24 protein-coding genes are annotated in these 23,925 nt (G+C 65.4%); 9 read left to right on the top strand and 15 right to left on the bottom strand.

Annotation, left to right across the window (positions count from 1 at the left end; all coding sequences use genetic code 11):
* The first annotated feature begins 112 nt into the window (after positions 1-112).
* On the top strand, positions 113-1,564 hold the full coding sequence (locus tag I6F09_RS08575; protein WP_225126481.1) for a glutamate synthase subunit beta: 1,452 nt from the start codon (positions 113-115) through the stop codon (positions 1,562-1,564).
* A 183-nt stretch (positions 1,565-1,747) separates the two neighbouring features.
* Here the strand turns inward: I6F09_RS08575 and I6F09_RS08570 are convergent, their stop codons facing one another.
* Positions 1,748-3,490, bottom strand: a complete 1,743-nt coding sequence (locus tag I6F09_RS08570; RefSeq protein ID WP_225126482.1) for an outer membrane beta-barrel protein — start codon at positions 3,488-3,490, stop codon at positions 1,748-1,750.
* A 191-nt stretch (positions 3,491-3,681) separates the two neighbouring features.
* On the opposite strand from I6F09_RS08570, the gene I6F09_RS08565 reads away from it, so the two are divergent.
* Positions 3,682-4,689: a KpsF/GutQ family sugar-phosphate isomerase gene (locus tag I6F09_RS08565; protein WP_225126483.1), complete on the top strand. Its 1,008-nt coding sequence runs from the start codon at positions 3,682-3,684 to the stop codon at positions 4,687-4,689.
* Positions 4,690-4,846: 157 nt separating this feature from the next.
* Here I6F09_RS08565 and I6F09_RS08560 read toward each other — a convergent pair whose 3' ends face one another.
* Positions 4,847-5,404 (bottom strand): carboxymuconolactone decarboxylase family protein, encoded by a 558-nt coding sequence (locus I6F09_RS08560; RefSeq protein WP_225187874.1) that lies wholly within the window; start codon positions 5,402-5,404, stop codon positions 4,847-4,849.
* 71 nt (positions 5,405-5,475) lie between these two features.
* Between I6F09_RS08560 and I6F09_RS08555 the strand changes: the two genes are divergently transcribed.
* Positions 5,476-5,802 carry a helix-turn-helix domain-containing protein gene (locus I6F09_RS08555; protein WP_035997791.1) on the top strand — a complete coding sequence of 109 codons (327 nt, stop codon included), beginning with the start codon at positions 5,476-5,478 and terminating at the stop codon, positions 5,800-5,802.
* 233 nt (positions 5,803-6,035) lie between these two features.
* Here the strand turns inward: I6F09_RS08555 and I6F09_RS08550 are convergent, their stop codons facing one another.
* From I6F09_RS08550 to hemH, 4 genes are all read right to left on the bottom strand, one after another.
* Entirely contained in the window at positions 6,036-6,479 is a 444-nt protein-coding gene (locus I6F09_RS08550; RefSeq protein ID WP_036021378.1) for an NfeD family protein, read from the bottom strand.
* 25 nt (positions 6,480-6,504) lie between these two features.
* Positions 6,505-7,494, bottom strand: coding sequence for an SPFH domain-containing protein (locus I6F09_RS08545; RefSeq protein ID WP_057028214.1), 990 nt, complete (start codon positions 7,492-7,494; stop codon positions 6,505-6,507).
* A gap of 343 nt (positions 7,495-7,837) precedes the next feature.
* Positions 7,838-8,815, bottom strand: a complete 978-nt coding sequence (locus I6F09_RS08540) for an ABC transporter substrate-binding protein (RefSeq protein WP_225187873.1) — start codon at positions 8,813-8,815, stop codon at positions 7,838-7,840.
* Between the two features lie 10 nt (positions 8,816-8,825).
* On the bottom strand, positions 8,826-9,863 hold the full coding sequence (gene hemH, locus I6F09_RS08535; protein ID WP_225185236.1) for a ferrochelatase: 1,038 nt from the start codon (positions 9,861-9,863) through the stop codon (positions 8,826-8,828).
* A gap of 83 nt (positions 9,864-9,946) precedes the next feature.
* Here hemH and I6F09_RS08530 point away from each other — a divergent pair, with 83 nt between their 5' ends.
* Positions 9,947-10,345, top strand: coding sequence for an MAPEG family protein (locus I6F09_RS08530; RefSeq protein ID WP_035997738.1), 399 nt, complete (start codon positions 9,947-9,949; stop codon positions 10,343-10,345).
* A 6-nt stretch (positions 10,346-10,351) separates the two neighbouring features.
* On the opposite strand, the gene I6F09_RS08525 is transcribed toward I6F09_RS08530, so the two are convergent.
* From I6F09_RS08525 to I6F09_RS08510, 4 genes are read right to left on the bottom strand one after another with little or no spacing between them, the layout of a single operon-like run.
* Positions 10,352-10,789 (bottom strand): thioesterase family protein, encoded by a 438-nt coding sequence (locus I6F09_RS08525; RefSeq protein WP_035997736.1) that lies wholly within the window; start codon positions 10,787-10,789, stop codon positions 10,352-10,354.
* An 8-nt stretch (positions 10,790-10,797) separates the two neighbouring features.
* Positions 10,798-11,913, bottom strand: a complete 1,116-nt coding sequence (locus I6F09_RS08520; protein WP_225187872.1) for a nickel/cobalt transporter — start codon at positions 11,911-11,913, stop codon at positions 10,798-10,800.
* On the bottom strand, positions 11,910-12,548 hold the full coding sequence (locus I6F09_RS08515; RefSeq protein ID WP_036021366.1) for a DUF1007 family protein: 639 nt from the start codon (positions 12,546-12,548) through the stop codon (positions 11,910-11,912). The genes I6F09_RS08520 and I6F09_RS08515 overlap by 4 nt, the downstream gene beginning before the upstream one ends.
* On the bottom strand, positions 12,548-14,629 hold the full coding sequence (locus tag I6F09_RS08510) for a M3 family metallopeptidase (RefSeq protein ID WP_036021365.1): 2,082 nt from the start codon (positions 14,627-14,629) through the stop codon (positions 12,548-12,550). The genes I6F09_RS08515 and I6F09_RS08510 overlap by 1 nt, the downstream gene beginning before the upstream one ends.
* A 136-nt stretch (positions 14,630-14,765) precedes the next feature.
* Here I6F09_RS08510 and I6F09_RS08505 point away from each other — a divergent pair, with 136 nt between their 5' ends.
* From I6F09_RS08505 to I6F09_RS08485, 5 genes are all read left to right on the top strand, one after another.
* Entirely contained in the window at positions 14,766-15,020 is a 255-nt protein-coding gene (locus tag I6F09_RS08505) for a hypothetical protein (protein WP_036021364.1), read from the top strand.
* A 673-nt stretch (positions 15,021-15,693) separates the two neighbouring features.
* A complete protein-coding gene (locus I6F09_RS08500) occupies positions 15,694-16,836 on the top strand; it encodes a type III PLP-dependent enzyme (RefSeq protein ID WP_035997723.1) in 1,143 nt (380 codons plus the stop codon).
* Positions 16,837-16,970: 134 nt separating this feature from the next.
* Entirely contained in the window at positions 16,971-17,558 is a 588-nt protein-coding gene (locus I6F09_RS08495; RefSeq protein ID WP_035997718.1) for an N-acetyltransferase, read from the top strand.
* Positions 17,559-17,705: 147 nt separating this feature from the next.
* Positions 17,706-18,095: a RidA family protein gene (locus I6F09_RS08490; protein ID WP_036036634.1), complete on the top strand. Its 390-nt coding sequence runs from the start codon at positions 17,706-17,708 to the stop codon at positions 18,093-18,095.
* A gap of 59 nt (positions 18,096-18,154) precedes the next feature.
* Entirely contained in the window at positions 18,155-19,597 is a 1,443-nt protein-coding gene (locus I6F09_RS08485) for a homospermidine synthase (protein ID WP_225187871.1), read from the top strand.
* Between the two features lie 151 nt (positions 19,598-19,748).
* Here the strand turns inward: I6F09_RS08485 and I6F09_RS08480 are convergent, their stop codons facing one another.
* The 5 genes from I6F09_RS08480 to I6F09_RS08460 all read right to left on the bottom strand — a co-directional run bounded on the left by I6F09_RS08480 (position 19,749) and on the right by I6F09_RS08460 (position 23,924).
* On the bottom strand, positions 19,749-20,087 hold the full coding sequence (locus tag I6F09_RS08480; RefSeq protein ID WP_192893073.1) for a hypothetical protein: 339 nt from the start codon (positions 20,085-20,087) through the stop codon (positions 19,749-19,751).
* Positions 20,088-20,188: 101 nt separating this feature from the next.
* Positions 20,189-20,905, bottom strand: a complete 717-nt coding sequence (locus I6F09_RS08475) for an MgtC/SapB family protein (RefSeq protein WP_036021362.1) — start codon at positions 20,903-20,905, stop codon at positions 20,189-20,191.
* A gap of 30 nt (positions 20,906-20,935) precedes the next feature.
* Positions 20,936-21,955, bottom strand: a complete 1,020-nt coding sequence (locus I6F09_RS08470) for a WD40 repeat domain-containing protein (protein ID WP_225187870.1) — start codon at positions 21,953-21,955, stop codon at positions 20,936-20,938.
* On the bottom strand, positions 21,955-23,004 hold the full coding sequence (locus tag I6F09_RS08465) for a GTP-binding protein (RefSeq protein WP_036036600.1): 1,050 nt from the start codon (positions 23,002-23,004) through the stop codon (positions 21,955-21,957). Before I6F09_RS08465 ends, I6F09_RS08470 begins: the two co-directional genes overlap by 1 nt.
* 56 nt (positions 23,005-23,060) lie before the next feature.
* Positions 23,061-23,924 carry a metal ABC transporter substrate-binding protein gene (locus I6F09_RS08460; RefSeq protein ID WP_225187989.1) on the bottom strand — a complete coding sequence of 288 codons (864 nt, stop codon included), beginning with the start codon at positions 23,922-23,924 and terminating at the stop codon, positions 23,061-23,063.
* Position 23,925 lies beyond the last annotated feature (1 nt).

The raw sequence follows: 23,925 nt of genomic DNA, 5'->3' as shown, positions 1-23,925 counted from the left end.
CAATCCAGAATCTCTCCGCGGAAAAAAGACTGGATTGCTTCGTCGCTTCGCTCCTCGCAATGACGGTGAGGAAACAACAAGACGAATTTAAGCGGCAGGGACTTCGGGTTTAATGGGCAAGATCACGGGTTTTCTGGAAATCGAACGGCACGACCGCAAGTACACCCCGGTCGCCGAGCGCGTGAAGCATTACAAGGAATTCGTCGTTCCGCTCTCCGAGAAGGAGGTGCGCGACCAGGCCGCGCGCTGCATGAATTGCGGCATTCCCTATTGCCACGGCACCGGCTCGGTCGCGCCGGGCACGCCGGGCTGTCCGGTCAACAACCAGATTCCCGACTGGAACGACCTCGTCTACCAGGGCAATTGGGAAGAAGCCTCGCGCAACCTGCATTCGACCAACAATTTCCCGGAGTTCACGGGGCGCATTTGCCCGGCGCCGTGCGAGGCGTCCTGCACGCTCAACATCGACGACAACCCCGTCACCATCAAGACCATCGAATGCGCGATCGTCGATCGCGCCTGGGACAATGGCTGGCTCCAGCCGGAAGTCGCGACTGTGAAGACCGGCAAGAAAGTCGCGGTGATCGGCTCGGGTCCGGCCGGCATGGCCTGTGCGCAGCAGCTCGCGCGCGCCGGGCACGACGTCCACCTCTACGAGAAGTACGCCAAGGCCGGCGGCCTGCTGCGCTACGGCATCCCCGACTTCAAGATGGAGAAGGGCGTCATCGACCGCCGCGTGGCGCAGATGGAAGCCGAAGGCGTCACCTTCCACTACAACAGCCATGTCGGCGCGGACGGCAATGTCGATCCGCGCGAGATGCTCAACGAGTACGACGCCGTGGCGCTGACCGGCGGTGCGGAAGCCCCGCGCGACCTGCCGATCCCCGGCCGCGAGCTCGCCGGCATCCACTACGCCATGGACTTCCTCCCGCAGCAGAACCGCCGCGTTTCCGAGGAGCCGCTCGGCGGCGTCCAGGAGATCCTGGCCGGCGGCAAGCATGTCGTCGTCATCGGCGGCGGCGACACCGGAAGCGACTGCATCGGTACCTCGCTGCGCCAGGGCGCGCTCTCGGTGACCCAGCTCGAGATCATGCCCGCTCCCCCTGAGCGCGAGAACAAGGCGCTGACCTGGCCGAACTGGCCGCTGAAGATGCGGACCTCGTCGAGCCAGGCCGAAGGCGCGGTGCGCGAATACGCCGTGCTGACCCAGAAATTTTCCGGCGAGAACGGCCAGGTCAAGAAGCTGCACTGCGTCCGCGTCGACGACAAGTTCAAGCCGATTGCCGGCACCGAGTTCGAGCTCGATGCCGAGCTGGTCCTGCTCGCGATGGGCTTCGTCCATCCCGTGCACGAGGGCCTCTTGAAGCTGCTCGCGGTCGAGCTCGACCCGCGCGGCAACGTCAAGGCCAACACGCTGGACTACCAGACCTCGCGCCCCAACGTGTTCACCGCCGGCGACATGCGGCGTGGGCAATCGCTCGTCGTGTGGGCGATCCGCGAGGGCCGGCTGTGCGCGCGGTCGATCGATACGTTCCTTATGGGGAAGACGGATTTGCCGCGCTGAGATGTCATTCCGGGGCGCGCGAAGCGCGAGCTATGGTGCGCAATTGCGCACCTGAGAATCCATTCATCACCAACCCAGACGCCCGATGGATTCCGGGCTCGCGCCAAGTGGCGCGCCCCGGAATGACAATTGGAGAGAGCCGCGCCTTTCGGCTTCGTCTCGTGCGACGCGCTAACAAGCGCCTCAATTCTGCAGCCTCACCCCGAGCAGCACCACCGTGCCCTGCGAGCTCGAGCCCGGCTGGCTCGAATTCAGGATGTCGTGGCGCAGCGTGCCCTTGACCCAGATGTTGCGGTTGAGCTTGTAGATCAAATTGCTTTCGAACGAGTAGGTCTTGTCGTTGCGGTTCTGGCCCTGGTAGTCGAGCGTGCCGTAGGTGAACTTGCCGACCGCGGTGAGCCAGCGGCGGAAGTCGTGGTCGACTTGGGCGGAGTAGGTGCGCACCAGGACGCCGGATGAGCCGGGGACCGTGGTCTCCGATATCTGCGTGTCGGTGAAGAACTTCACCGTGGTGAGGCCGCTGGCGCTCCAGATCAGCGAGCCCGTGGTCAGAAACCCTGCGAGCTGGCTGAGGCGCGGATCGGTGTAGCTGCGCGCGGAATAGCCGACCGAGATCTCGCCGGTGAGGATGCGCGAGAACTCGAAGGACGAGCCGACCTTGGCATAGCCGCCGTTGGAATCGCGGAAATAGCCGTTGCGGTCGGAAGCCTGGTCGTGGACGCGGGTATCGCCCTGGATCTCGACGAAGGGTTTTAGGCCGGGCTTGAGGTCGTAGGAGAAGCGGCCGACGCCGCCATATTGGTTGAAGTTGCGGTCGTCGTTGCTGAAGGTCGAGCCGTCGGTGAGCTTGGAATCGGTGTAGGCGGTGCGATCGATGGTGGCGCCGGCCGCGACCTGGAAGCGGTTGAAGGTCTGGTCGAAGCCGAGCGTCGTGCCATAGGCGGCGTAGACCGGATATCTCTGCAGGCCGGCCTGCACGTTGGGGCTGCCGGGATTGTCGGTGGCGAGCCGCAGGCGCAGCTGCGAGGTCAGCTTGAAATCGCGGGTGACGTCGAGCCGACCATCGACATGGCCGTTGAAATCGGGACGATTGGCCTCGACCGGGGACGGCGAGGCCAAGCCGTTGATCGTCGCCGGCATGTCGTTGGTGTAGCCCGAGAACGAACCGCGCAGATCGGCAACCAGCGCGTGGCGCTCCCAATCGGACACCACGAGCAGATCGGGCGCGATGACATAGGCGGGCGAACCGACCGGCCTGTTGAGGCGCGTCGGATTGCTGTCGTAGCCGGCGGAGAGCTCGAGCCCGCCCTTGATCAGGAAGCTGCCGGCGTAATCGCCGACCGCGCCGAACGGATCGTCATCGGCCCTGAGGCGGCGGCGCAGCGGCTGGCCGGGCACGTTGCCCGCCATCGCCGCCGGTACCGGGACCTTGTGCGCGGTCTCGGAGGGCGGTGGCGCGATGCGCGGCGGGCCCAGCGTCGTGGCCGGCGTTGCGGGCGGCGGTGGCGAGCCGGGACCTGTGGCGCGCTTCGGCTTCGGCTGGCCCGGATAGAGCTTGGGCTGCTGCCGCTTGCGGTTGAGCGAATCGTAGCCGGAGCCGCTCGCGCCGGTGGCGGCCGGCAGGCCGTAGGTCGGGACCTGACCGACACGCGAGCTCGCCGGCGCCTGCTGGCGCTGGCGCGGGTCGGCGTTGGGATCAGGCAGTTTCGGCAGTGCGTCGGAGGGCGCCTGCGACACGCCGGCGGTGCGGCGGGTCGGCAGCGTGTCAGGCGAAGCAAAGGCGCCGCGGTTGGGATTGAACAGGTCGGGCGTGAGGCCCTGGGCCGCCGCCGGGCCGCTTTCAAGGGCTGTCAGCACGAGGCACGGCAAAGCGGCGCGCAGGAAATGCGCGACCTTGCTCCGGCCCCTGCCTGGAGACGACCCCACGATGGAATTACCCCAACGAAATCAAACACTTTCTCGATCACCCCCGCCGGCTGGCGAGAACCATCGTTAATGGAGTTAAAACAATTATGGTTAATGACCGGTTGAGGGCATCCGGGCGCGCGTCGCCTCGCTGGCCGGGGCGTGCTAAGCAGGCGCCAATGGGCGAACGCCCCTCCTCCCTGGACCCGACCATGCCGAGCTCGAAACCGCTGATGACCCAATCATCCGGCTCCATTCCCGATAGCGTCGAATCTGCGCTCCGCACCCTGGAGACGGAGAGCGGCGGCATCAATGCTCTCGCCGCCGCGCTGCGCGGCCCGCTGGGCGAGCCGTTCGCCAAGGCGGTCGAGCTGATCCGCAACGCCAAAGGCCGCGTCATCGTCACCGGGCTCGGCAAATCAGGCCATATGGGCCGCAAGATCGCCGCGACCCTGGCCTCGACCGGCACGCCTTCCTTCTTCGTGCACGCCGCCGAAGCCGGTCATGGCGACCTCGGCATGATCACTCCCGACGACGTCATCATGGCGCTGTCCTGGTCCGGCGAGCAGCCGGAGATGAAGAACCTCGTGAACTATTCGGCGCGCTTTGCGATCCCCATGATCGCGGTGACCTCGAGCGCGTCGTCCTCGCTCGGCCAGGCCGCCGACCTCGTGATCGAGCTGCCCAAGGCGCGCGAGGCCTGCCCGCACAATCTGGCGCCGACCACCTCGACGCTGATGCAGGCCGCGATCGGCGACGCGCTCGCGATCGCGCTGCTGGAGGGACGCGGCTTCACCGCGCTGGAGTTCGCGCATTTCCACCCCGGCGGCAAGCTGGGCGCGATGCTGAAATTCGTCCGCGACTACATGCGCACGGGCGCTGAGATTCCGCTCAAGCCGCTCGGCACCGAGATGTCGGAAGCCGTGGTCGAGATGTCGGCGAAGGGGCTCGGCTGCGTCTGCATCGTCAACGATGCGGGCGAGGCCGTCGGCATCATCACCGACGGCGATCTGCGCCGCCACATGCGGCCCGATCTGCTGACGGTGACCGTCGACGAGATCATGACGAAGCAGCCCAAGACCGTGCCGCCTTCGATGCTCGCGACCGAGATGATCGAGGTGCTGAACACCCGCAAGATCACCTCGCTGCTGGTGACGGAAGCGGGCAAGGTGGTCGGGATCGTGCATCTGCACGATCTGCTGCGCGCGGGCGTGGCGTAGGGCGCGCAGCCCGCTTCACCCGTCATTCCGGGGCGCGCCACTTGGCGCGAACCCGGAATCCATTCACCCCGAGGTCGCTGCCCGATGGATTCCGGGCTCGCGCTTCGCGCGCCCCGGAATGACGGTAAGGATGAGACGCTCCTCGCAATGACGGCCGCTAGAGCGGCGCCGGAAACCGCGCCGCGTTCTCCTCCAGCGGCAAGCGCAGCCCGTTCGCCAAATACGACACCGTGCGATAGAAGCCGCACAGCAGCATGATTTCCAGGATCTGCGCCTCGTCGTGATGCGCGGAGAGCGCGGCGAATTCATCGTCGCTCAACGTCGCGCGATGATGCAGCGCGTCGACGGCTGCGATCAGCGCCTGCTCGGCCGGCGACCAAAGGGCCGAATTCGCATCACCCAGCACCGTCGCACGCACCTCCTCCGCGGTGAGCTTCGCCGGCCCGGCGAAGATCGCGACATGCACGCCCCATTCATATTCGCATCCGTTCAGCGCGCAGGTGCGGTCGATGACGATCTCACGCTGCCGCAGCGAGAGCGGCCCCGGATCAAGCAGCCCGCCCGCGCGAAACTTGTCCCAGGCGCGGTCATGGCCCGCCACCACCCGGAACAGCACCAGCGGCGGCGCACCCCGCATGATGCGGTCGAACTGCGCCTGGATGTCCAGGGGATAAGGCGGCGAGAGCGGGGCGATGCGCGGTGAGGCCTGGGACATGAGCGATTTCCGTTGCTACATTTACCGTAGCACTATGCTACATTATCCGTAGCATGACGCAAGAGGTGACCATGGCGAAACGGGCGACAACAGCAGAACGCCGCGTCCGCGGCTCGCGCACCGGACGGCCGATCATGGCTTTGCTCGACCTGCTCGGCCGGCGCTGGGCCTTGCGGATCTTGTGGGAGTTGCGCGGAGAGCCCCTCACCTCGCGCGCCCTGCGCAGCGCCTGCGACGAGGCCTCGCCCACGGTGCTGCAGGCCCGGCTGACCGAGCTGCGCGAGGCGGGCTTCGTGGAGCTGGGCGACGGCGGAGGTTACGGACTGACACCGCTGGGCCGGGAATTGTGCGAGACGTTCATGCCGCTGCACAGGTTTGCGGAGCGATGGAGAAGGTGAGTTCGTAAGGCCGCTACGCACTCCGATCTTCCTTCTCTCCTTGCGGGAGAAGGTGGCATAGGCGGCCTTCGGCCGCCGTTCTTAAGAACGCCGAAGCGAAGCTTCGGCTATGGCGCCGGATGAGGGGTCTCTCTCCACGAACTCAGCTTAGCTATCGCGGAGAGACACCCCTCACCCGTCTCGCCGCTTTGCGGCGATCCACCCTCTCCCGCAAGGGGAGAGGGGAAAAGTCCTCACGCCGCGGCGACCGTCAGGTTCGCGCCGTCGACCTGTACCACCTTCACCCGCGTGCCGGCCGGCGTATCGGGCCCAGCCACGCGCCATACCGTGTCGCCGATGCGCACGGTGCCGGTGCCGTCGATGATCGGCTTCTCCAGCGTGAACTCACGGCCGAGCAGGGCTTCGGTACGCTTGTTGAGGAATGGACTGGCGCTGGCGTCCGGCTTCGGCTTGGCCAGGCGGCGCCAGACCGGCACGGCAGCGGCGGCAAAGATCGCGAACATCACGAGCTGGATCTGCCATGAGATTGCAGCCGCGAACGAGATCAGGCCGACCAACAGCGCAGCGAGCCCAAGCCAGAACAGGAAGATGCCGGGCGCCAGCACCTCCAGGGCCATCAGGATGAAGCCGAGGATCAGCCAGTTCCAGTTGCCGAGCGATACGAACATGTCGGTCATGACAAGACCTCTGTGAATAGTCCCGTTACTGCTGCGGCACGAACGGCGGTGTCGGGCCCGACGACGGTACCGAGCCGCCGCGGCGGGCCGCCGCCACCGCGCTCTCCCCGAACGTGGCCTTCGCAATTTCGCCGATGCCGGCGAGCGAGCCCAGCATGCTCATCGCTTCGACCGGAAGCATGATGACCTTCTGGTTCGGCGAGTCGGCCAGTTGCCCGAATGCCTTGATATACTTGTCGGCGATAAAATAGTTTAGCGCAGCGACATCGCCCTTGGCGATGGCCTCGCTGACCATTTGCGTGGCCTTGGCCTCGGCTTCCGCCGACCGCTCGCGCGCCTCGGCATCGCGGAAGGCGGCCTCGCGGCGGCCTTCCGCCTGGAGGATCTGGCCCTGCTTGGCGCCCTCGGCGCGCAGGATCTCGGACTGGCGTTGGCCTTCGGCCGCGAGAATGTCGGCGCGCTTGACCCGCTCGGCCTTCATCTGCCGCCCCATGGCTTCGACCAGGTCGGCGGGCGGCACGATGTCCTTGATCTCGATGCGGTTGACCTTGACGCCCCAGGGCGAGACCGCGGCGTCGACCACGCGGAGCAGGCGCTCGTTGATTTCGTCGCGGTGCGACAGCACCTGGTCGAGGTCCATCGAGCCCATCACCGAGCGGATGTTGGTCATGGTCAGCACCGTGATCCCCTGGTTCAGGTTGGCGACCTCGTAGCTCGCCTTGGCGGCATCGAACACCTGATAGAAGGCGACGCCGTCCACCGTCACCGTGGCGTTGTCCTTGGTGATCACCTCCTGCTCGGGAATGTCGATCACCTGCTCCATCATGTTGATCTTGCGCCCGACGCGATCGAAATAGGGCACGATCAAATTGAGCCCGGGGCTCAGCGTCTGGGTGTATTTGCCGAACCGCTCGATGGTCCAGTCATAGCCCTGCGGCACCGTCTTCACGCCGGCGACCAGCGTGACGATGACGAGCAAAACCAGAACAATCGCGAAAATGTCGAAGCCGCTCATATCTCCTCCAAGCCGGGACAAGACGTCAGGAAAAAGCCCTTTCCGGCGCTGTCATTGGTCGGGATCACGATCCTACCGGTTCAGCGGTCGCAATTCACGTCGGTATCGGAGCAATTCCACACAAGACACACAGCAAGAGAACGGTCGCGATATGTATTTGCGACAGGCTCTTGAAAGCGCGCGGGCGCAGGCCTAAAGCGCGATGCGATCAGGATGAATCGTCATCGCACTTTAGGTTATTGTTTGAGCATGATCTTTTCGGAAAACCGCTTCACACTTTTCCGGATCATGCTCTAGCAGCGGAAATTAGCGAATTCGGGCGAGGCGTCCGTCACGGACGGGTTCATTCGATCACGTCATTCGCAATTGCAAGCAGGCCCGGGGAAAGCGTGACGCCGAGCGCTCTCGCCGCCTTCAGGTTGATCACCAGCTCGAACTTGGTGGGATTCTGCACCGGCAGGTCGGCCGGCCGTGCGCCCTTCAGGATCCGATCGATATAGTCCGCGGCGCGGCGAAGCTGCTCGACGCTGTCGGTGCTGTAGGACATCAGCCCACCCTCATCGACGAACGTCCGGCTCCAGAATACCGCGGGTACACGCGCCTGTGCGATCGCCGAGAGCAGTTGCGCGCGGTTGGCCATGGTGAAGAAGTCCGGCAGGACCAGGATGGCGCCGTCTTGCCTGGAAGCCAGCGCCCCGATCGAGACGGCGTCACGGACGGGCGCGGGCTCGACCGTCAGGCGCAGCGTCCGTGCGGCGTCCTCGATGGCGCGCAACATCAGTGGCGCGAACGGCGCGGTGGCGGGATTGAAGACGACCGCAGCGCGGGACACCTTCGGCGTGACCTGCGTCAGCATCTCCAGCCATTTGCCGGCGAGCGGACCGTCGTAATCGGTAAAGCCGGTGAGGTTGCCGCCGGGATGCGCGAGGTTTTCGACAAAACCCTGGCTGACGGGATCGGTGACGACGGCGAACACGATCGGGATCGTCGTGGTGCGCCGGCGCAGCTCTTCGACCGAGGGTGTGCCGACCGCAAGCAGGATGTCGGGCTTGAGCGCGATCAGCTCGTCGGCGAACTGCGCGATGCGGGCGCGCTCGCCGCCGCCGTTGCGCCAATCGATCTTGAGATTGTCGCGCTCCTTCCAGCCTTGGCCGGCGAGCGCTTCGACCAGGGCCATGCTGCGCGTCTGGCCGATCGCATCATCAGCAGCCGTGACCGAGAGCACGCCGAGCCGCCGTGTCGCGTTCGGCTGCTGCGCCAGGGCCGGGGCCGGCAGCGCCGCGAGCATCCCAAGAAGCGCCAGGCACCGGCGGCGGTTCATGGGATGCCCATCAGATCCAGCCCTGGAGCTCGCGCAGCACCAGGGTGCGGATCACGTTCATGCCCGGTCCGCTGTCGTTGAGGCAGGGGATCGCGGAAAACTGCTCGCCGCCATTGTGCTTGAAGATCTCCGCGTTCTCCTGCGCGATCTCCTCCAGCGTCTCCAGGCAGTCGGCGGAAAAGCCCGGCGTCACCACTGCGATGCGGCGCACGCCCTCTTTGGCAAGCCGCTCCATGGTCTTGTCGGTATAGGGCTGCAGCCACTCGTCGTTGCCGAAGCGCGACTGGAAGGTCAGCAGCAGCTTGGTCTCGTCCATGCCGAGCCGGCGGCGCAGCGCCTCGGTCGTCGCGATGCAGTGCTGCTGATAGGGATCGCCCTTGTCGACATAGGCTTTCGGCATGCCGTGGAAGGATGCCACGATCAGCTCCGGCTTGAAGGACAGCGTCGCCAGATGGCCCTCGATCGAGGCGGCGAGCGCCTCGATATAGGCTTTGTCGTCATAGTAGGGCGGCGTCACCCGCAGAGTCGGCTGGTTCCGCAGCTGCGCGAGCACGCGGAAGACTTCGTCGCAGACGGTCGCCGAGGTCGAGGCCGAATATTGCGGATAGAGCGGCACGGCCAGGATACGCTCGCAGCCCTTCGCGATCAGCGCGTCGATGCCCGACTTGATCGACGGATTGCCGTAGCGCATCGCCCAATCCACGACGACGTTGTCGCGGTCCGACAAGGCGGCCGCGAGCTTGTCGCTTTGCGAGCGCGTGATGGTTTTCAGCGGCGACTCGTTCCGCTCATTGTTCCAGATCTTCTGGTAGTCGAGCGCCTTGGTGCGCGGACGGCTGCGCAGAATGATCCCGTTCAGCACCAGTTTCCAGATCAGGCCCTGGTCCTCGATGACGCGGGCGTCGCTGAGGAACTCCTTGAGGTAGATCCGCACGCCCGGAGCATCGGCCGTATCGGGCGTTCCGAGATTGATCAGGAGCACGCCGACGCGCGGTAGGGCGGATCGGGTGGCCGGTTTCGCGGTCTCGAGGGGGAGGACGCTGTTCATGACTGGTTGGGTCGCGCGTTGGTCCGAACTTGTCAAGATGAGCCGGGGTTCGCTAGGGTCGCACCCAAGCGGGGGGAGGCAGGATGACACTCGCGGAATGGTGCGTCTTCGGGGCGCTGCTGCTCTATCTGTCGACGATCGTCACGGTCAAATGGATCAGGTTTCGCCGCTTCGACAATTCCCGGCCGCGCGACCCCGCCTTCTATGAGGACGCCCTGTCGCAACGCGCGCTCGGCGCGCACCAGAACGGCATCGAGACGTTTCCGTTCTTTGCGTTCGCGGTGCTGCTCGCCGAATACAGGGAAGCGCCGCAGCGGCTGATCGACGAGCTCGCGGCGCTGTTCCTGATCGTGCGGATTGCCTATGTGCTGACGTATCTCGGCAACCGCCCGACGCTGCGCTCGATCCTCTGGAGCATCGGCTTTGCGATCAATCTCGGCATCTTCTTCATGCCGGCATTGAAGCGGTTTCTGCCGGTGTGAGCGGCTTCACGCCGAAAGATGGCGTTCTCGCGTCGCGATCAGTGCCCGCATTGATGCCGGGATCGTGACCGGACGATGGGTGTTCTGGTCCGTGTAGACCCAGACGATCTCGCCGGTTACCAGCGCCTCAGTGCCGCCCTTCCGGAAGATGGCGAGCTCGAACAGGAGGCTCGAATTGCCGATCCGCGCCACGCGCGCGCCGACGTCGAGCTCCCAGTCGAACCTAACAGGCGCCTTGTACTCGATCAGCGATTTGACGACGTGGAAATCGATGCCGCTCGCCTTTGCATCCGCATATTGGTCGAAGCCGAGCGCGCGGAAATATTCGGTGATGGTAGTGTCGAAATAGGTCAAATAATGCGCGTTGAAGACGACGCCCTGGCCGTCGATCTCGGAATAGCGCACCCGGAACGGATGGAAGAACCAGAAGTGTTCGCGCGACATCTATCGCCTCAAAAACACGTGGTCCGTTCGGCGGCGATGTAGCCGAACAGGAGGCCGATGCCGAACAGCAGGACCAGACCCGCGGCGCCGAACTCGATGCCGCGCATAAACAGCGCGCCACCGCCGTCGCGTCTGGCGCTGAGGCGGGCGGCGATGTCCTTGGCGGAGACGGCAACGACAGCAATGGCCGCCACCGTGATCGCGGTGCCCAACCCCATCAGGAAGGTCGCGGCGATCCCTGCCCAGAACAGGCCCTGCGCCAGCGCGAACACCAGGACCAGGATTGCGCCCGAGCAGGGGCGGATGCCGACGGTCAGGATCGCAGCGAAGCCGCGCCGCCAGCCGCCGGGGCCGGCGAGTTCGCTTGGCGTGGGTCCGTGGGAATGGCCGCAATGCTCGTCGTGGACGTGGTCGTGCCCGTGGTGATGGTGAGCGTGGCCGTGGCCATGGTGTTGATCATGGCCGTGATCGTGGTGATGATGATCATGCGCATCATGATGGTGGTGATCATGGTCGTGCGGCACGCCCGCCATCGCCGGCACCGGCTGGATGGCCTGAAATGCGCGGATGAAGGTGCGGCCCTTGACCCAGACCAGGCGCAGGCCGAACAGCGCGATCAGGGCGTAGCTCGCAATCTCGATCACGCCTTCCGCCTTGCACATCGTCTTGGCCGTCGCATTCAGCAGCCAGGCCGAGATGCCGACGATGAGGATCGCGACCAGCGACTGCATCAGGGCCGAGGCAAAGGACAGCGCGATGCCGCGCCGCGCCGTCTCGCGGTTGGCGACCAGATAGGAGGCGATCACCGCCTTGCCGTGGCCGGGACCGGCGGCGTGGAAGATGCCGTAGGCGAACGAGATGAACAGCAGCGTCCACACCGCCGAGCCATCGGACTTCGCGGCGCGGATCGTCGCCGACATCTGGCGATAGAATTCCGACTGCTTGGCGAGCAGCCAGCCGATGAGGCCGCTTGCTTCAGGCTGGGCCGCCTGCGCCGGTCGCGGCGCACCGAACGGGTTTTGCGCGAGAAGATCATGAAGGGCGGCATCAGTCACGGCCACGACCAGCAGCACAGCGGCAGTGGCGAGCAGCCCACGCGCAAGCGAAGAGAGTTGCGGCTTCAAGGGCAATCCACCGTGATCTTGTTGGCGAACATCATGCCGAAATTCGAGTTCTCACCGTTCAGGAAGGTCTGCTCGTTCAGCTTCTGCGCGCTCGCGGTGCCGTCGTTCGGCCGCTCCAGCTTCATCTGGCACCCCGCGGGCGCACCGACCAGCTTGACCGGACTGTCCTTGGCCATCTGGAAGTCGATGAAGAAGGAGCGGTCGAACACTTCGAGCACCAGCTGCCTGGGCTTGACCGGATTCTTCAGCGGCAAGGTGAAGTGCAGGGTCAGCACCGTGTCCTTGTAGTCGAGGAAATAGTCGACCGGCTCCTGGAACCGCTCCTTCTTCCCGTCGGCCTTGGCGAAGGTGAAGTAGGCGTATTCCTTCAAGGACTCGACGTTGGTCTGCGCCAGGGGCTTCAGCTCCTCGCTTGTGTATGCGCCCTTGGTCTTGCTCTCGAGCCCCTGCACCGCATAGGCCGAGAACATGTCGTCGAAGGTCCAGGCGTGGCGCACGCCGGTGACGCTGCCGTCGGCAGCATAGAGCAATTCGCTGGTGGCGGTGATCCAGACATGCGGATGTGCATTCGCTGCCCCGGCCGCGAGCGTCATCGCGGCGGCGAGCAGGTATCCGAACAGGGCGCGCATGCTCATCAGGCTGCCCTGGCGTCTTCGAGCAGGCCGCGGCGGCGGAGCAGCGCATCCGGCTCCGGCGGGCGGCCGCGGAACGCCTCGTAGGCGGCTTCCGGATCGACCGATCCGCCCGACGAATAGATGTCGTCGTGCAGGCGCTTGGCCACGGCGGGATCGAAGATGTCGCCGGCCTCCTCGAACGCGCCGAAGGCGTCGGCGTCCATCACCTCCGACCACATGTAGCTGTAATAGCCGGCGGCGTAATGGTCGCCGGTGAAGATGTGGCCGAACTGCGTCGGCCGGTGACGCAGCGCGATCTCCTCGGGCATGCCGATCTTCTCCAGCTCGCGTTTCTCGAAGGCGCGGACATCCTGCGCGGCGGCGGCCGGCTGGGTGTGGAATTCCAGGTCGACCAGCGCCGAGGAGACGAACTCGACCGTGGCAAAGCCCTGGTTGAATTTTCGCGCGGCGAGGAAGCGTTGCAGCAGGTCGTCCGGCAGCGGCTCGCCGGTCTGGTAGTGGCGGGCGAACTTCTGCAGCACCTCGGGCCGCTCCTGCCAGTGCTCGTAGAGCTGTGACGGCAGCTCGACGAAGTCGGTGAACACGGAGGTGCCCGACAGCGAGGGATAGGTCACGTTGGAGAGCATGCCGTGCAGGCCGTGGCCGAACTCGTGGAACAGGGTGCGGGCATCGTCGGGCGACAGCAGCGACGGCTCGCCGCCGGCGCCCTTGGCGAAATTGCAGATGTTGAGAACCAGCGGCGCGACGTCGCCGTCGAGCTTCTGCTGGTCGCGCAGCGAGGTCATCCAGGCGCCGGAGCGCTTGGACGGCCGGGCGAAGTAGTCGCCATAGAACAGCGCCTTGTGCTTGCCGCCCCTGTCCTTCATCTCCCAGACCCGGACGTCCGGGTGCCAGACCGGAACGTCCTTGCGCTCCTCGAAGGTGACGCCGAACAGGCGCGTGGCGCAGTCGAAGGCGGCGGCGATCATGTTGTCGAGACCGAGATACGGCTTGATCGCGGAATCGTCGAAATTGGCGCGCTGCAGACGCAGCTTCTCGGCGTAGAAGCGCCAGTCCCAAGGGGCGAGCTTGAAATTGCCGCCCTCCTCCGTGATCAGCGCCTGCATCTCGTCGCGGTCGGCAAGCGCGCGGGCGCGGGCCGGCTTCCAGACCCGCTCCAACAGGCCGCGCACCGCGTCCGGCGTCTTGGCCATGGAGTCCTCGAGCCGGTAGGCGGCGTAGGTCGGATAGCCCAGGAGCCCGGCGCTCTCCTCGCGCAGCTTCAGGATCTCGACAATGGTCGCATTGTTGTCATTGGCGTTGCCGTTGTCGCCGCGCGCGATGAAGGCCTTGTAGACCTTCTCGCGGAGGTCACGCCGGGCGGAGCTCTTCAGGAACGTTTCGACCGAGGAGCGCGACAGCGTGACGATGGCCTTGCCTGCCATGCCGCGCTCTTCCGCCGCAGCCTTGGCGCTGGCGACGAAGCTCTCCGGCAGGCCCTGGCGGTCGGACTCCCCGAGCTCCAGGAACCAGTCCTGCTCGTCGCCGAGCAGATGGTGGCTGAAGCCGGTGCCGAGCTGGGCCAGCCGCTCGTTGATCTCGGCCATCCGCACCTTGGCTTCTTCGGAGAGGCCGGCGCCGGCGCGGTGGAAGCGGGTGTAGGTGCGCTCCAAGAGGCGGAGCTGCTCGGGCGTGAGACCGAGACCCGCGCGGTTCTCGTGCAGATGGGCGATGCGGCCGAACAGCACGGCGTTCATCATGATCGGATTCCAGTGCCGCGCCATCCGCAAGGAGACCTCCTTGTCGATCTCCAGGATGGCCGGGTTGGAATGCGCCGAGACGAGGTCGTAGAAGACCGCCGCGACCTTGCTCAGGAGCTTGCCCGAGCGCTCCAGCGCCGTGATGGTATTGGCGAAGTCGGGCGCCGCGGGATCGTTGGTGATCGCCGCGATCTCGGCGGCGTGGTCGGCGAAGGCCTGCTCGAAGGCCGGCAGGAAATGCTCCGGCTTGATCTCGTCGAAGGGCGGGGTCGCGAACGGTGTCACCCAGGCCTTCAGCAGCGGATTGGTCTCGGCGTCCGTAGTTTGGCGGGGTTCTGACATCACAAGTCCCGGATTTCGTGGCTCGATTGTTGCGGCCAGCTATAGCACGCGTGGGGCTTTTTTGGGCCGTTTGCCCTTGCCCCCAGCCTCCTTTTCGGGGAGATTGCGGCCCTCGAAGCCAGGACTCTCTGAAACCATGAACGCGCCTTCTTCATCGCCCCGCCAGATCGTCTGGTCCAGCGTCATCACCGTCATCAGCGCCGCCATCCTGATCGGCGCGGAGGTGTTCGGCGCGGCGTTTGCCGGCGGCTGGGCGCTCGCGATCCTGTTCGGGCTCGGCGACCAGGGCGCCCATATCCTGCAGGCCGTGCTGTTCGCACTCGGCGTGCTCGTGATGACCGCCTTCATCCGCGGCGCTCAGCGCATCGAGCCCTTCACCAAGCGCGGCTGACGCGTCTCGCGCGTGGGCAGCACGCGCTGCGCGGCGAAAACTTAACGCGCGTTCATCTTCCGCGTCGCTCGCGCAACAGTGCGCAAGCAGATGTTAGGCAATCCTGTCCGCAGCCTAAAAAAATTCTTGCGAACCAGAGTCAAAACGCTTATGTGCGGACTTGCCCAATTTCGCACGTGCCTGTGGTCGTGTGTCAGTCGGTAGGTATCCGGACAAGAGGCCGGACAGCCGCCAAGGGGTGAAGAAGCCGAGGGGCTCTTCGGAAGTGCGGAAGTCGAGACTGAAACGTCGAGCGACCGAAGCAAACCCGGAGCGCCCAGCATCTCTCTCAAAGAGATGCCATGTCGAAGGTGACTTCGCTCTTTGCAACCGTGACTGGCAGCCGGAGGCGAACCGGCGCACCCCGCTCTCAACGGGGGACGCGACTTAAAGCAACGACGGATCGGGCTTTTTTGGTCTCTACCGGCAGTCCAACGCCGGCGCGGGCTACTGAAAAGGCTTGTCCTTCATTGCCAGGTGAGCGGGCGGGAAACTCTCCCAACCAATCCACGGCAGCACAGTCTGGTTTGAGTTTTTTGGCCCCAGCGCGCCTCCATCGCGCGATGCGGCCGAAGCACTCTCATCAGACGTCACGTTGATACGGCTCCCGTCGCTGGGACCGTTGGAGAGTGCCATGACCGAACGTATCCAGGAATTCCTGCGCAACCGCCGCAACGAAGGCCTCGACACCGAGCCGTGCCTCGTCGTCGACCTCGAGGTCGTGCGCGACAATTACCAGAGCTTCGCCAAGGCGCTGCCCGACAGCCGCGTGTTCTATGCCGTCAAGGCGAACCCGGCGCCGGAAGTGCTGGCCTTGCTGGCGTCCATGGGCTCCTGCTTCGACACCGCCACTGTCGCCGAGATCGAGATGGCGCTGGCTGCGGGTGCGACGCCCGACCGCATCTCCTTCGGCAACACGATCAAGAAGGAGCGCGACATCGCGCGCGCCTTCGCGCTCGGCATTCGCCTGTTCGCGGTCGATTGCGCCGCCGAGGTCGAGAAGATCGCCCGCGCCGCTCCCGGTGCGAAGGTGTTCTGCCGCATCCTCTATGACTGCGCCGGCGCCGAGTGGCCGCTGTCGCGCAAGTTCGGCTGCGACCCGGAGATGGCGGTCGAGGTGCTCGACCTCGCCAAGCGCCTGGGCCTGGAGCCGTGCGGCATCTCCTTCCATGTCGGCTCGCAACAGCGCAAGGTGAAGGCGTGGGACCGTGCACTGGCGATGGCCTCGCAGGTGTTCCGCGACTGCGCCGAACGCGGCATCAACCTGTCCATGGTCAACATGGGCGGCGGCTTCCCGACCAAGTACCTGAAGGACGTGCCGCCGGTCGTCACCTACGGCCGCTCGATCTTCCGCGCGCTGCGCAAGCACTTCGGCAACCAGATCCCGGAGACCATCATCGAGCCGGGCCGCGGCATGGTGGGCAACGCCGGCATCATCGAATCCGAGGTCGTGCTCATCTCGAAGAAGAGCGATGAGGACGAGGTGCGCTGGGTGTACCTGGACATCGGCAAGTTCGGCGGTCTCGCCGAGACCATGGACGAGTCGATCCGCTACGCCATCCGCACCCGTCACGACGGCGCGGACATGACCCCGTGCGTGCTCGCAGGTCCGACCTGCGACAGCGCCGATGTGCTGTACGAGAAGACCCCGTATCCGCTTCCGGTGACGCTCGAGATCGGCGACAAGGTGCTGATCGAAGGCACCGGGGCTTATACGTCGACCTACTCGTCGGTGGCGTTCAACGGCATTCCGCCGCTGCGGACGTACCACATCTGATCCGCCTCTCTTTTCCAGAGGCCTGACGAACCCGGGAGCCGGTCCGCCGGCTCCTCATCCAACATCTCGATTTCTGACGACGTCTTGGACAGGCGTGCTGTGCGCACGCCGGTTCAAGCGGGGACTGACGTGCCATGACTGCTCCTCGGAAGCCGCAAGTTGCCCTCACCTCGAAAGCCGCTCCGTTCGTGATCCGTGCGGAACGTGCTGGAGACGTCGCGACGCGTGAAGCGCTGCTCGATGCCTGCTTTGGCGAGAACCGCCATGGCCGCACCTGCCAGCGCCTGCGCGACGGACGCGCGCCCGCTGCAGGCCTTGCCCTGTCGGCGATGCGCGAGGGCAAGCTCGTGGGAACCGTGCGGCTGTGGCACGTCAGCGCCGGAGGCAGGCCCGCTCTGGTCCTCGGACCGCTGGCGGTCGACCCTGCCTGCCGCGAGCTCGGGATCGGCGCCGCGCTGATGCAACAAGCGCTGGCTGCCGCCCGGGCGCGCGGGCATGGCGCCGTGATCCTGCTCGGCGATGCCCCCTATTACGCCCGCTTCGGCTTCACAGCCGAGAAGACCGCCGAGCTGTCGCTGCCCGGCCCGTTCGAGCGCAACCGCCTGCTGGCGATCGAGTTCACTGATGGCGCGCTTGATGGCGCCGCCGGGATGATCGTCCCGACCGGCGCGGCCCTGCCCAAACGGAGGTCGGTTCGCGCGCCTGAGGCGCACGCGGCCTGAGGGCTCGCTCGTGTAGCGACGACCGCAGCCGCATTGAGCGGCAACGCCCTGCCGCGCCTGCGCGAGGCCCGTTCCTTTGGGGTTGCGCAGGCGCCGGAAACGCCCTTTAACCCCGCGAAACACCCCCTTCAGTCGAGGCCCATGACCATGTCCCGTCGCCTGATCTCCACCGGCTCCCCGCTCGAGAAGTCCGTCGGCTACAGCCGTGCCGTGATCGACGGCGAGTTCGCCTTCGTCGCGGGAACGACTGGCTATGACTACACCACGATGACGATGCCATCAGATGTCACGAGCCAGTCACGCAACTGCTTCAAGACCATCGCCGCCGCCCTGAAGGAGGGCGGATTCGAGATGGCCGATATCGTCCGTGCGACCTATTACGTGACCGACGCCAGCTATATCGATGCCCACTTCGCCGTCTGCGGCGAGGTCCTCGGCGACATCAGGCCGGCGGCGACCTTGCTGGTCGTCTCTGCCCTGGCGAGGCCCGAGATGAAGGTCGAGATTGAAGTCACCGCCAAGCGCCGCAGCATCTGACAAGCGCTGCAGCGCCTGATCCATCCCTCACTGCCAGCACGTTCCGGAGAATCCATCCCATGAGCCCTCCCTCGCAGATCTACGCGAAGATCACCGGCCCCATCGTCATGGTCGGCTTCGGCTCCATCGGCAAAGGCACGCTGCCCCTGATCGAGCGGCATTTGGACTACGACAAGTCGCGCATCACCGTGCTCGATCCCAAGGACGAGGGCCGCAAGGCGCTTTGCGAGAAGCACAATGTCCGCTTCATCCAGAAGGGGCTGACCAAGGATAATTACCGCGAGGTGCTGACCCCGCTGCTCACCGAGGGCGGCGGCCAGGGCTTTTGCGTCAATCTGTCGGTCGATACCGGCTCGACCGACATCATGGAGCTCTGCAACGAGCTCGGCGCGCTCTACATCGACACCGTCAACGAGCCCTGGCTTGGCTTCTATTTCGATTCCTCGAAGGGTCCGGAAGCGCGCTCCAATTACGCGCTACGCGAAACGACGCTGGCCGCCAAGAAGGCCCGTCCCGCCGGCTCGACCACGGCCGTGTCCTGCTGCGGCGCCAATCCCGGCATGGTCTCCTTCTTCGTCAAGCAGGCGCTGCTCAATGTCGCCGCCGATCTGAAGCTCAATGCACCCAGGCCGAAGACCAAGGGCGAATGGGCGGATTTGATGCGGCAGGCCGGCATCAAGGGCATCCACATCGCCGAGCGCGACACCCAGCGCTCGAAGAAGCCGAAGGAGCCGGACGTCTTCGTCAACACCTGGTCGGTGGAAGGCTTCCTGTCGGAAGGCATGCAGCCATCCGAGCTCGGCTGGGGCACCCACGAGAAATGGATGCCCGAGAATGCGCACACCCATGAAGCCGGCTGCGGCGCTGCCATCTATCTGATGCAGCCCGGCGCCAACACGCGCGTGCGCACCTGGTGCCCGACCCGCGGCGCCCAGTATGGCTTGCTCGTCACCCACAACGAGTCGATCTCGATCGCCGATTACTTCACCGTGCGCGATGCGTCGGGCAAGGCGATCTACCGGCCGACCTGCCACTATGCCTACCATCCGGCCGACGATGCCGTGCTGTCGCTGCATGAAATGTTCGGCCGCGCCGGGAAGATGCAGGGAAAGCACCACATCCTCGACGAGAACGAGATCGTCGACGGCATCGACGAGCTCGGCGTGCTGCTGTTCGGCCACGACAAGAACGCCTATTGGTTCGGCTCGCAGCTCTCCATCGAAGAGACCCGCGAGCTCGCGCCCTACCAGAACGCCACCGGCCTGCAGGTGACCTCCGCCGTGCTCGGCGGCATGGTCTGGGCGCTGGAGAACCCGAACGAAGGCATCGTCGAGGCCGACGAGATGGATTTCGAGCGCCTGCTCGAAATTCAGCTGCCCTATCTCGGCCCGGTGAAGGGCTTTTATACCGACTGGACGCCGCTGACGGATCGTCCGGGACTGTTCCCGGAGGACATCGACACCAGCGATCCCTGGCAGTTCCGGAATATTCTGGTGCGGTGAGGCGGGCTCTCTCCGCCCGTCATTCCGGGGCGCGCCACTTGGCGCGAGCCCGGAATCCATCGGGCGGCAGACTCTGCAGGTAAATGGATTCTCAGGTGCGCAATTGCGCACCGTAGTTCGCGCTTCGCGCGCCCCGGAATGACCGGAAAAACTACTTCTTCTCCATCGGCGGCGCGATCTTCTCGGCCGGGGCCGGCGGCAGCGCCGGTTTGGCCGCACCAGCCGCGCCCTGAGTCTGCGGATCCGGCCGTGCCGGCTCGGGGGCCGGCGTCGTCGGGCGATCACCGCCGGGCTTCGCCTCCGCGGGCACCTTGCTCTGTTCGTCGGACGGGGTGCCCTGGAGCGGGGGCGTCGCCTGCGCCAGCTGCATGCGGCTTTCGGCGCGGATTTGCGCCAGCGACATCACCGACACCGCAACGCCTGCTGCGAACAGCGCACCGGCGATTGTCAGGTTGAGCTTCAGTCTACGTTTGTCATCTCGGCCGGGCATGTCGATCACCGCCTTTGTTCGCGGAATCAACGAAACTGGGGCGCGCCGGTTCCGGAACCTGAAAACGCGCGGAACCCACCCGCACGCGCCAAAACGCCGCGCTACTCCGTCGTGCTGACTTCCCATGTTGCATGCCGGACGCCTGGCAGATGCTGCAGATCGGTCGCGACCGCGTTCAGCTCGTTCGGGTCGACCGCGGTCGCAACCAGCTTGGCGGCGATCTCCAGAATGCCCTCGCTGATCTCGGCGACTTCGATATCGGCCACGGCATATTTCGCCGCTTCGAGCTTGTCGACGAGGCGGTCACGCATGTCGGGCAAGGCGTCGGCCGCAACCGCGAGCTTGAAATAGTAGGTCGCCTCCAGCGCCTTCTCGTTCAGCGGGATGCGGTTGATGGCGTTGACCAGCGGGCGCAGCATGGTGTTGCCGGCGATGACGAACACGGTCAGCGCGGCCGCCTGTGCGATCATGTCGGCGCCGGCACAGGAGCCGACCGCGGCCGAGGCCCACAGCGTCGCCGCGGTGTTGAGCCCGCGCACATCCATGCCCTGCTTCATGATGACGCCGGCTCCCAGGAAGCCGATGCCGGAGACGACGTAGGCGATCACCCGGACCGCGCCGTCGGCGCCATCCAGCTGCATGGCGAGATCGACGAAGGCGGCAGCGCCCACCGCGACCAGCACGTTGGTGCGCAGCCCCGCGGTGCGCTGACGGTATTGCCGTTCGGCGCCGATCAGTGTGCCCAGCACGAAAGCCGTGATCAGGCTGACCAGGGTGTCGCCAAAGTCGGCAAGCTGGAAGGTCGTCAGAAATCGCATGGTTCCCTATACGGCGGGAACCATGACAGATTAAAGCTCGAGCAGACCGCCGTCCCCATTTTCGTCGGCAAAGGCCAGCAGCGTGCCTTTGGCGTTCCAGGCGATCGCGGCCACCGGCGGCGTGCCATTGCGGCGGACCAGGATCTCCGCGCCATCCTCCAGACGGACCATCAGCACGGTGCCATCGCTGTAACCGGCGGCGAGGATGTCGTTCTTGGGATGACAGGCGACCGCGGAGACGCGCGCCTGCAGCGGCGCGAGCATCGCGGGCTCCTTGCCCATCGGACCGTCCTTGCTCCCGAACGGCCAGATGATCACCGTGTCCGCGCCCGAGGTCGCCAGCCCCTTGCCGCCGGCGCTCCACGACATCGAGCGGACGCGGCCGGGATAGCCGGTCATGCGCATGTGCCTGTTGTCTGCGAGCCGCCAGCCGTGCAGCGCCGGCTCATGCATGGCGGTGACCAGGAATTTGTTGTCGGGGCTGAAGGTGACCGCGTGATGCGAGCCGGCCCAGGGCAGGAATTCGGCCGATACCGCCATGTTCGGAAACCACAGCGTCACGCCGTTGTAATGCGCGATTGCGAGCCGCAGGCCCTTCGGCGCGAAGGCAAGGCCGCCGACGGTCGAGGGCACGTCGATCGACTTCTCCTCGGCCTTGCCGCTCTTGACGGTCGCGGTCTTGCCGGCCGACCAGGCGAACGCGCCGTCGGCGTGCAGCGCCACCGCGTCGATCCAGCGCCGCTTGGGATCGGTGGCGAGCAGCGTCACCTCGCCCTTGGCATCGATCGAGACGACCTTGCCGTCGTCGCCGCCCATGACGAGGCGCTTGCCGTCGGAGGCGGTCGAGAGAATGCCGCCGCTATGAACGGCAACCGTGGTGATCTCGCAATTGGCACCGACGAATGCGACGTTCTCCTCGCCGCCGACGAAGGCGGCGCGATCCTTCAGGAAATGCACCGAGGTCACGGCCATGCCGAGCGCAATCGGCTGGACGCGGTCGGTGACGGAAACGATCGAAGCGGACTCGGGCGCTGGCGTAAACTCTTTCATCACGAGACGATGCAGCTCTCGAAACCCTTGCGGATCGCCTCTTCGGGCAATTCGCGGCCGATGAAGACGAGGCGGCTCTCGCGCGGCTCGCCCTCCTTCCACTTCCGCTGGTGGTTGCCCTCCAGCATCATGTGGACGCCCTGGAAGACGTAGCGATCGTCGTCGTCGTGGAAGGCGAGGATGCCCTTGGAGCGCAGGATCTTGCCGCCCTCGACCTGCACCAGGTTCTGCAGCCAGGGCATGAACACGTTGGGATCTAGCGGCTTGTCGGTCTTGAGCGAGAGCGATTGCATCTCCTCGTCGTGATAGTGCTTCAGGCCGTGGCCGTGATCATGGTGATGGTGATCGTGGCCGTGATGGTGGTGATGATCATGATCGTGGTCATGATCGTCGGCCTCCAGGAAGTCAGGCTCGATGTCGAGGATGCGGTCGAGGTCGAACGCGCCGCGGTCGAGCACGTCGGCCAGCGCCACCGCGCAGCGCTCGGTGCGATGCAGCTTCGCATAGGGATTGATGCCGCGAATGCGGGCCTCGACCTCGGCGAGCTCGCCCTTGTTGACGAGGTCGGTCTTGTTCAGAACGATGACGTCGGCAAAGGCGATCTGGTTCTTGGCCTCTGGTGCATCCTTCAAACGGTCGGACAGCCATTTGGCGTCGGCGACCGTCACGACCGCATCGAGCCGGGCGTTCTTCTGCACGTCCTCATCGACGAAGAAAGTCTGCGCGACGGGGGCGGGATCGGCAAGACCGGTGGTCTCGACGATGATGGCGTCGAACTTGCCCTTGCGCTTCATCAGGCCGTCCATGATGCGGACGAGGTCGCCTCGTACGGTGCAGCAGATGCAGCCGTTGTTCATCTCGAACACTTCCTCATCGGCGCCGATGATGAGGTCGTTGTCGATGCCGATCTCGCCGAATTCGTTGACGATGACAGCGTATTTCTTGCCGTGGTTCTCCGACAGGATACGGTTGAGCAGCGTGGTCTTGCCGGCGCCGAGATAGCCGGTCAGCACGGTCACGGGAATCTTTTGGGAGGTCGCGTCAGACATAACAACTCCGGACTTCAAGGCTTTTTCGCGCGACGCGAGGCGGGGTGGCCCCTGCCCTAATGGTCAAGCGCGCTGGTCAGGGCCTTTATATTGTGCCTGACCATGTCAATGTAAGTGGGTGCAGGGCCCTTTTCGCCGGTCAAGCCGTCCGAAACCAGGGTGCCACCGACCTTGGCGCCGGTCTCGGCGGCGATCCGCCGGATCAGGCGATCGTCGCTGATATTTTCAAGGAACACGGCGGGGATTTTCTGGGCCTTGATCTGGCCGATGATGGCGGCGATATCGCGCGCGCTCGGCTCGGTCTCCGTGGAGACGCCCCGGGGGGCGATGAATCGGATACCGTATTCGCTGGAGAAATAGCCGAAGGCGTCATGGGTGGAGATCACCTTGCGCCGCTCCGGCGGGATTTTTGCGACGGCGTCGCGGACCTCGCGATCGAGGGCTTCGAGCTTTTCCAGATAGGCCTTGGCCTGGGCGCGGAAGAACTCCGCATCGTCAGGAGCGGCCGTGGCGAGCGCGCTCGCAATGTCGGTGACGTAGATCTTGGCGTTCAGGATGGACTGCCAGGCGTGGGGATCAGCGGCCGAGCCCAGCTTCAGCGGCGCGATGCCGGTGCTCGCGGTGATCACCTTGGCCTTGCTCCCTGCGGATTGCACGAGGCGCGGCAGCCAGCCCTCCAGCCCGAGCCCGTTGACGATGACGAGCTTCGCCGCCGCGACCCGCTTGGCATCGCTAGGGGCCGGCGTATAGACGTGGACGTCGCCGTCGGGCCCGACCAGCGTCGTCAGGTTGATGCGGTCACCACCGACATTGCGGACGAAATCGCTCAGGATCGAGAAGCTCGCGACGACGTTGAGGCGCTCCGCGGCCCGCAGCGGCGAGGCGATCAGCAACAGTGCAAAGACCAGGATGAGCCGCATC

The sequence above is a fragment of the Bradyrhizobium sp. IC3195 genome, assembly GCF_020193585.1.
Taxonomy (GTDB): Bacteria; Pseudomonadota; Alphaproteobacteria; order Rhizobiales; family Xanthobacteraceae; genus Bradyrhizobium; species Bradyrhizobium yuanmingense.
This window is presented reverse-complemented; position numbering and strand designations above follow the sequence as displayed.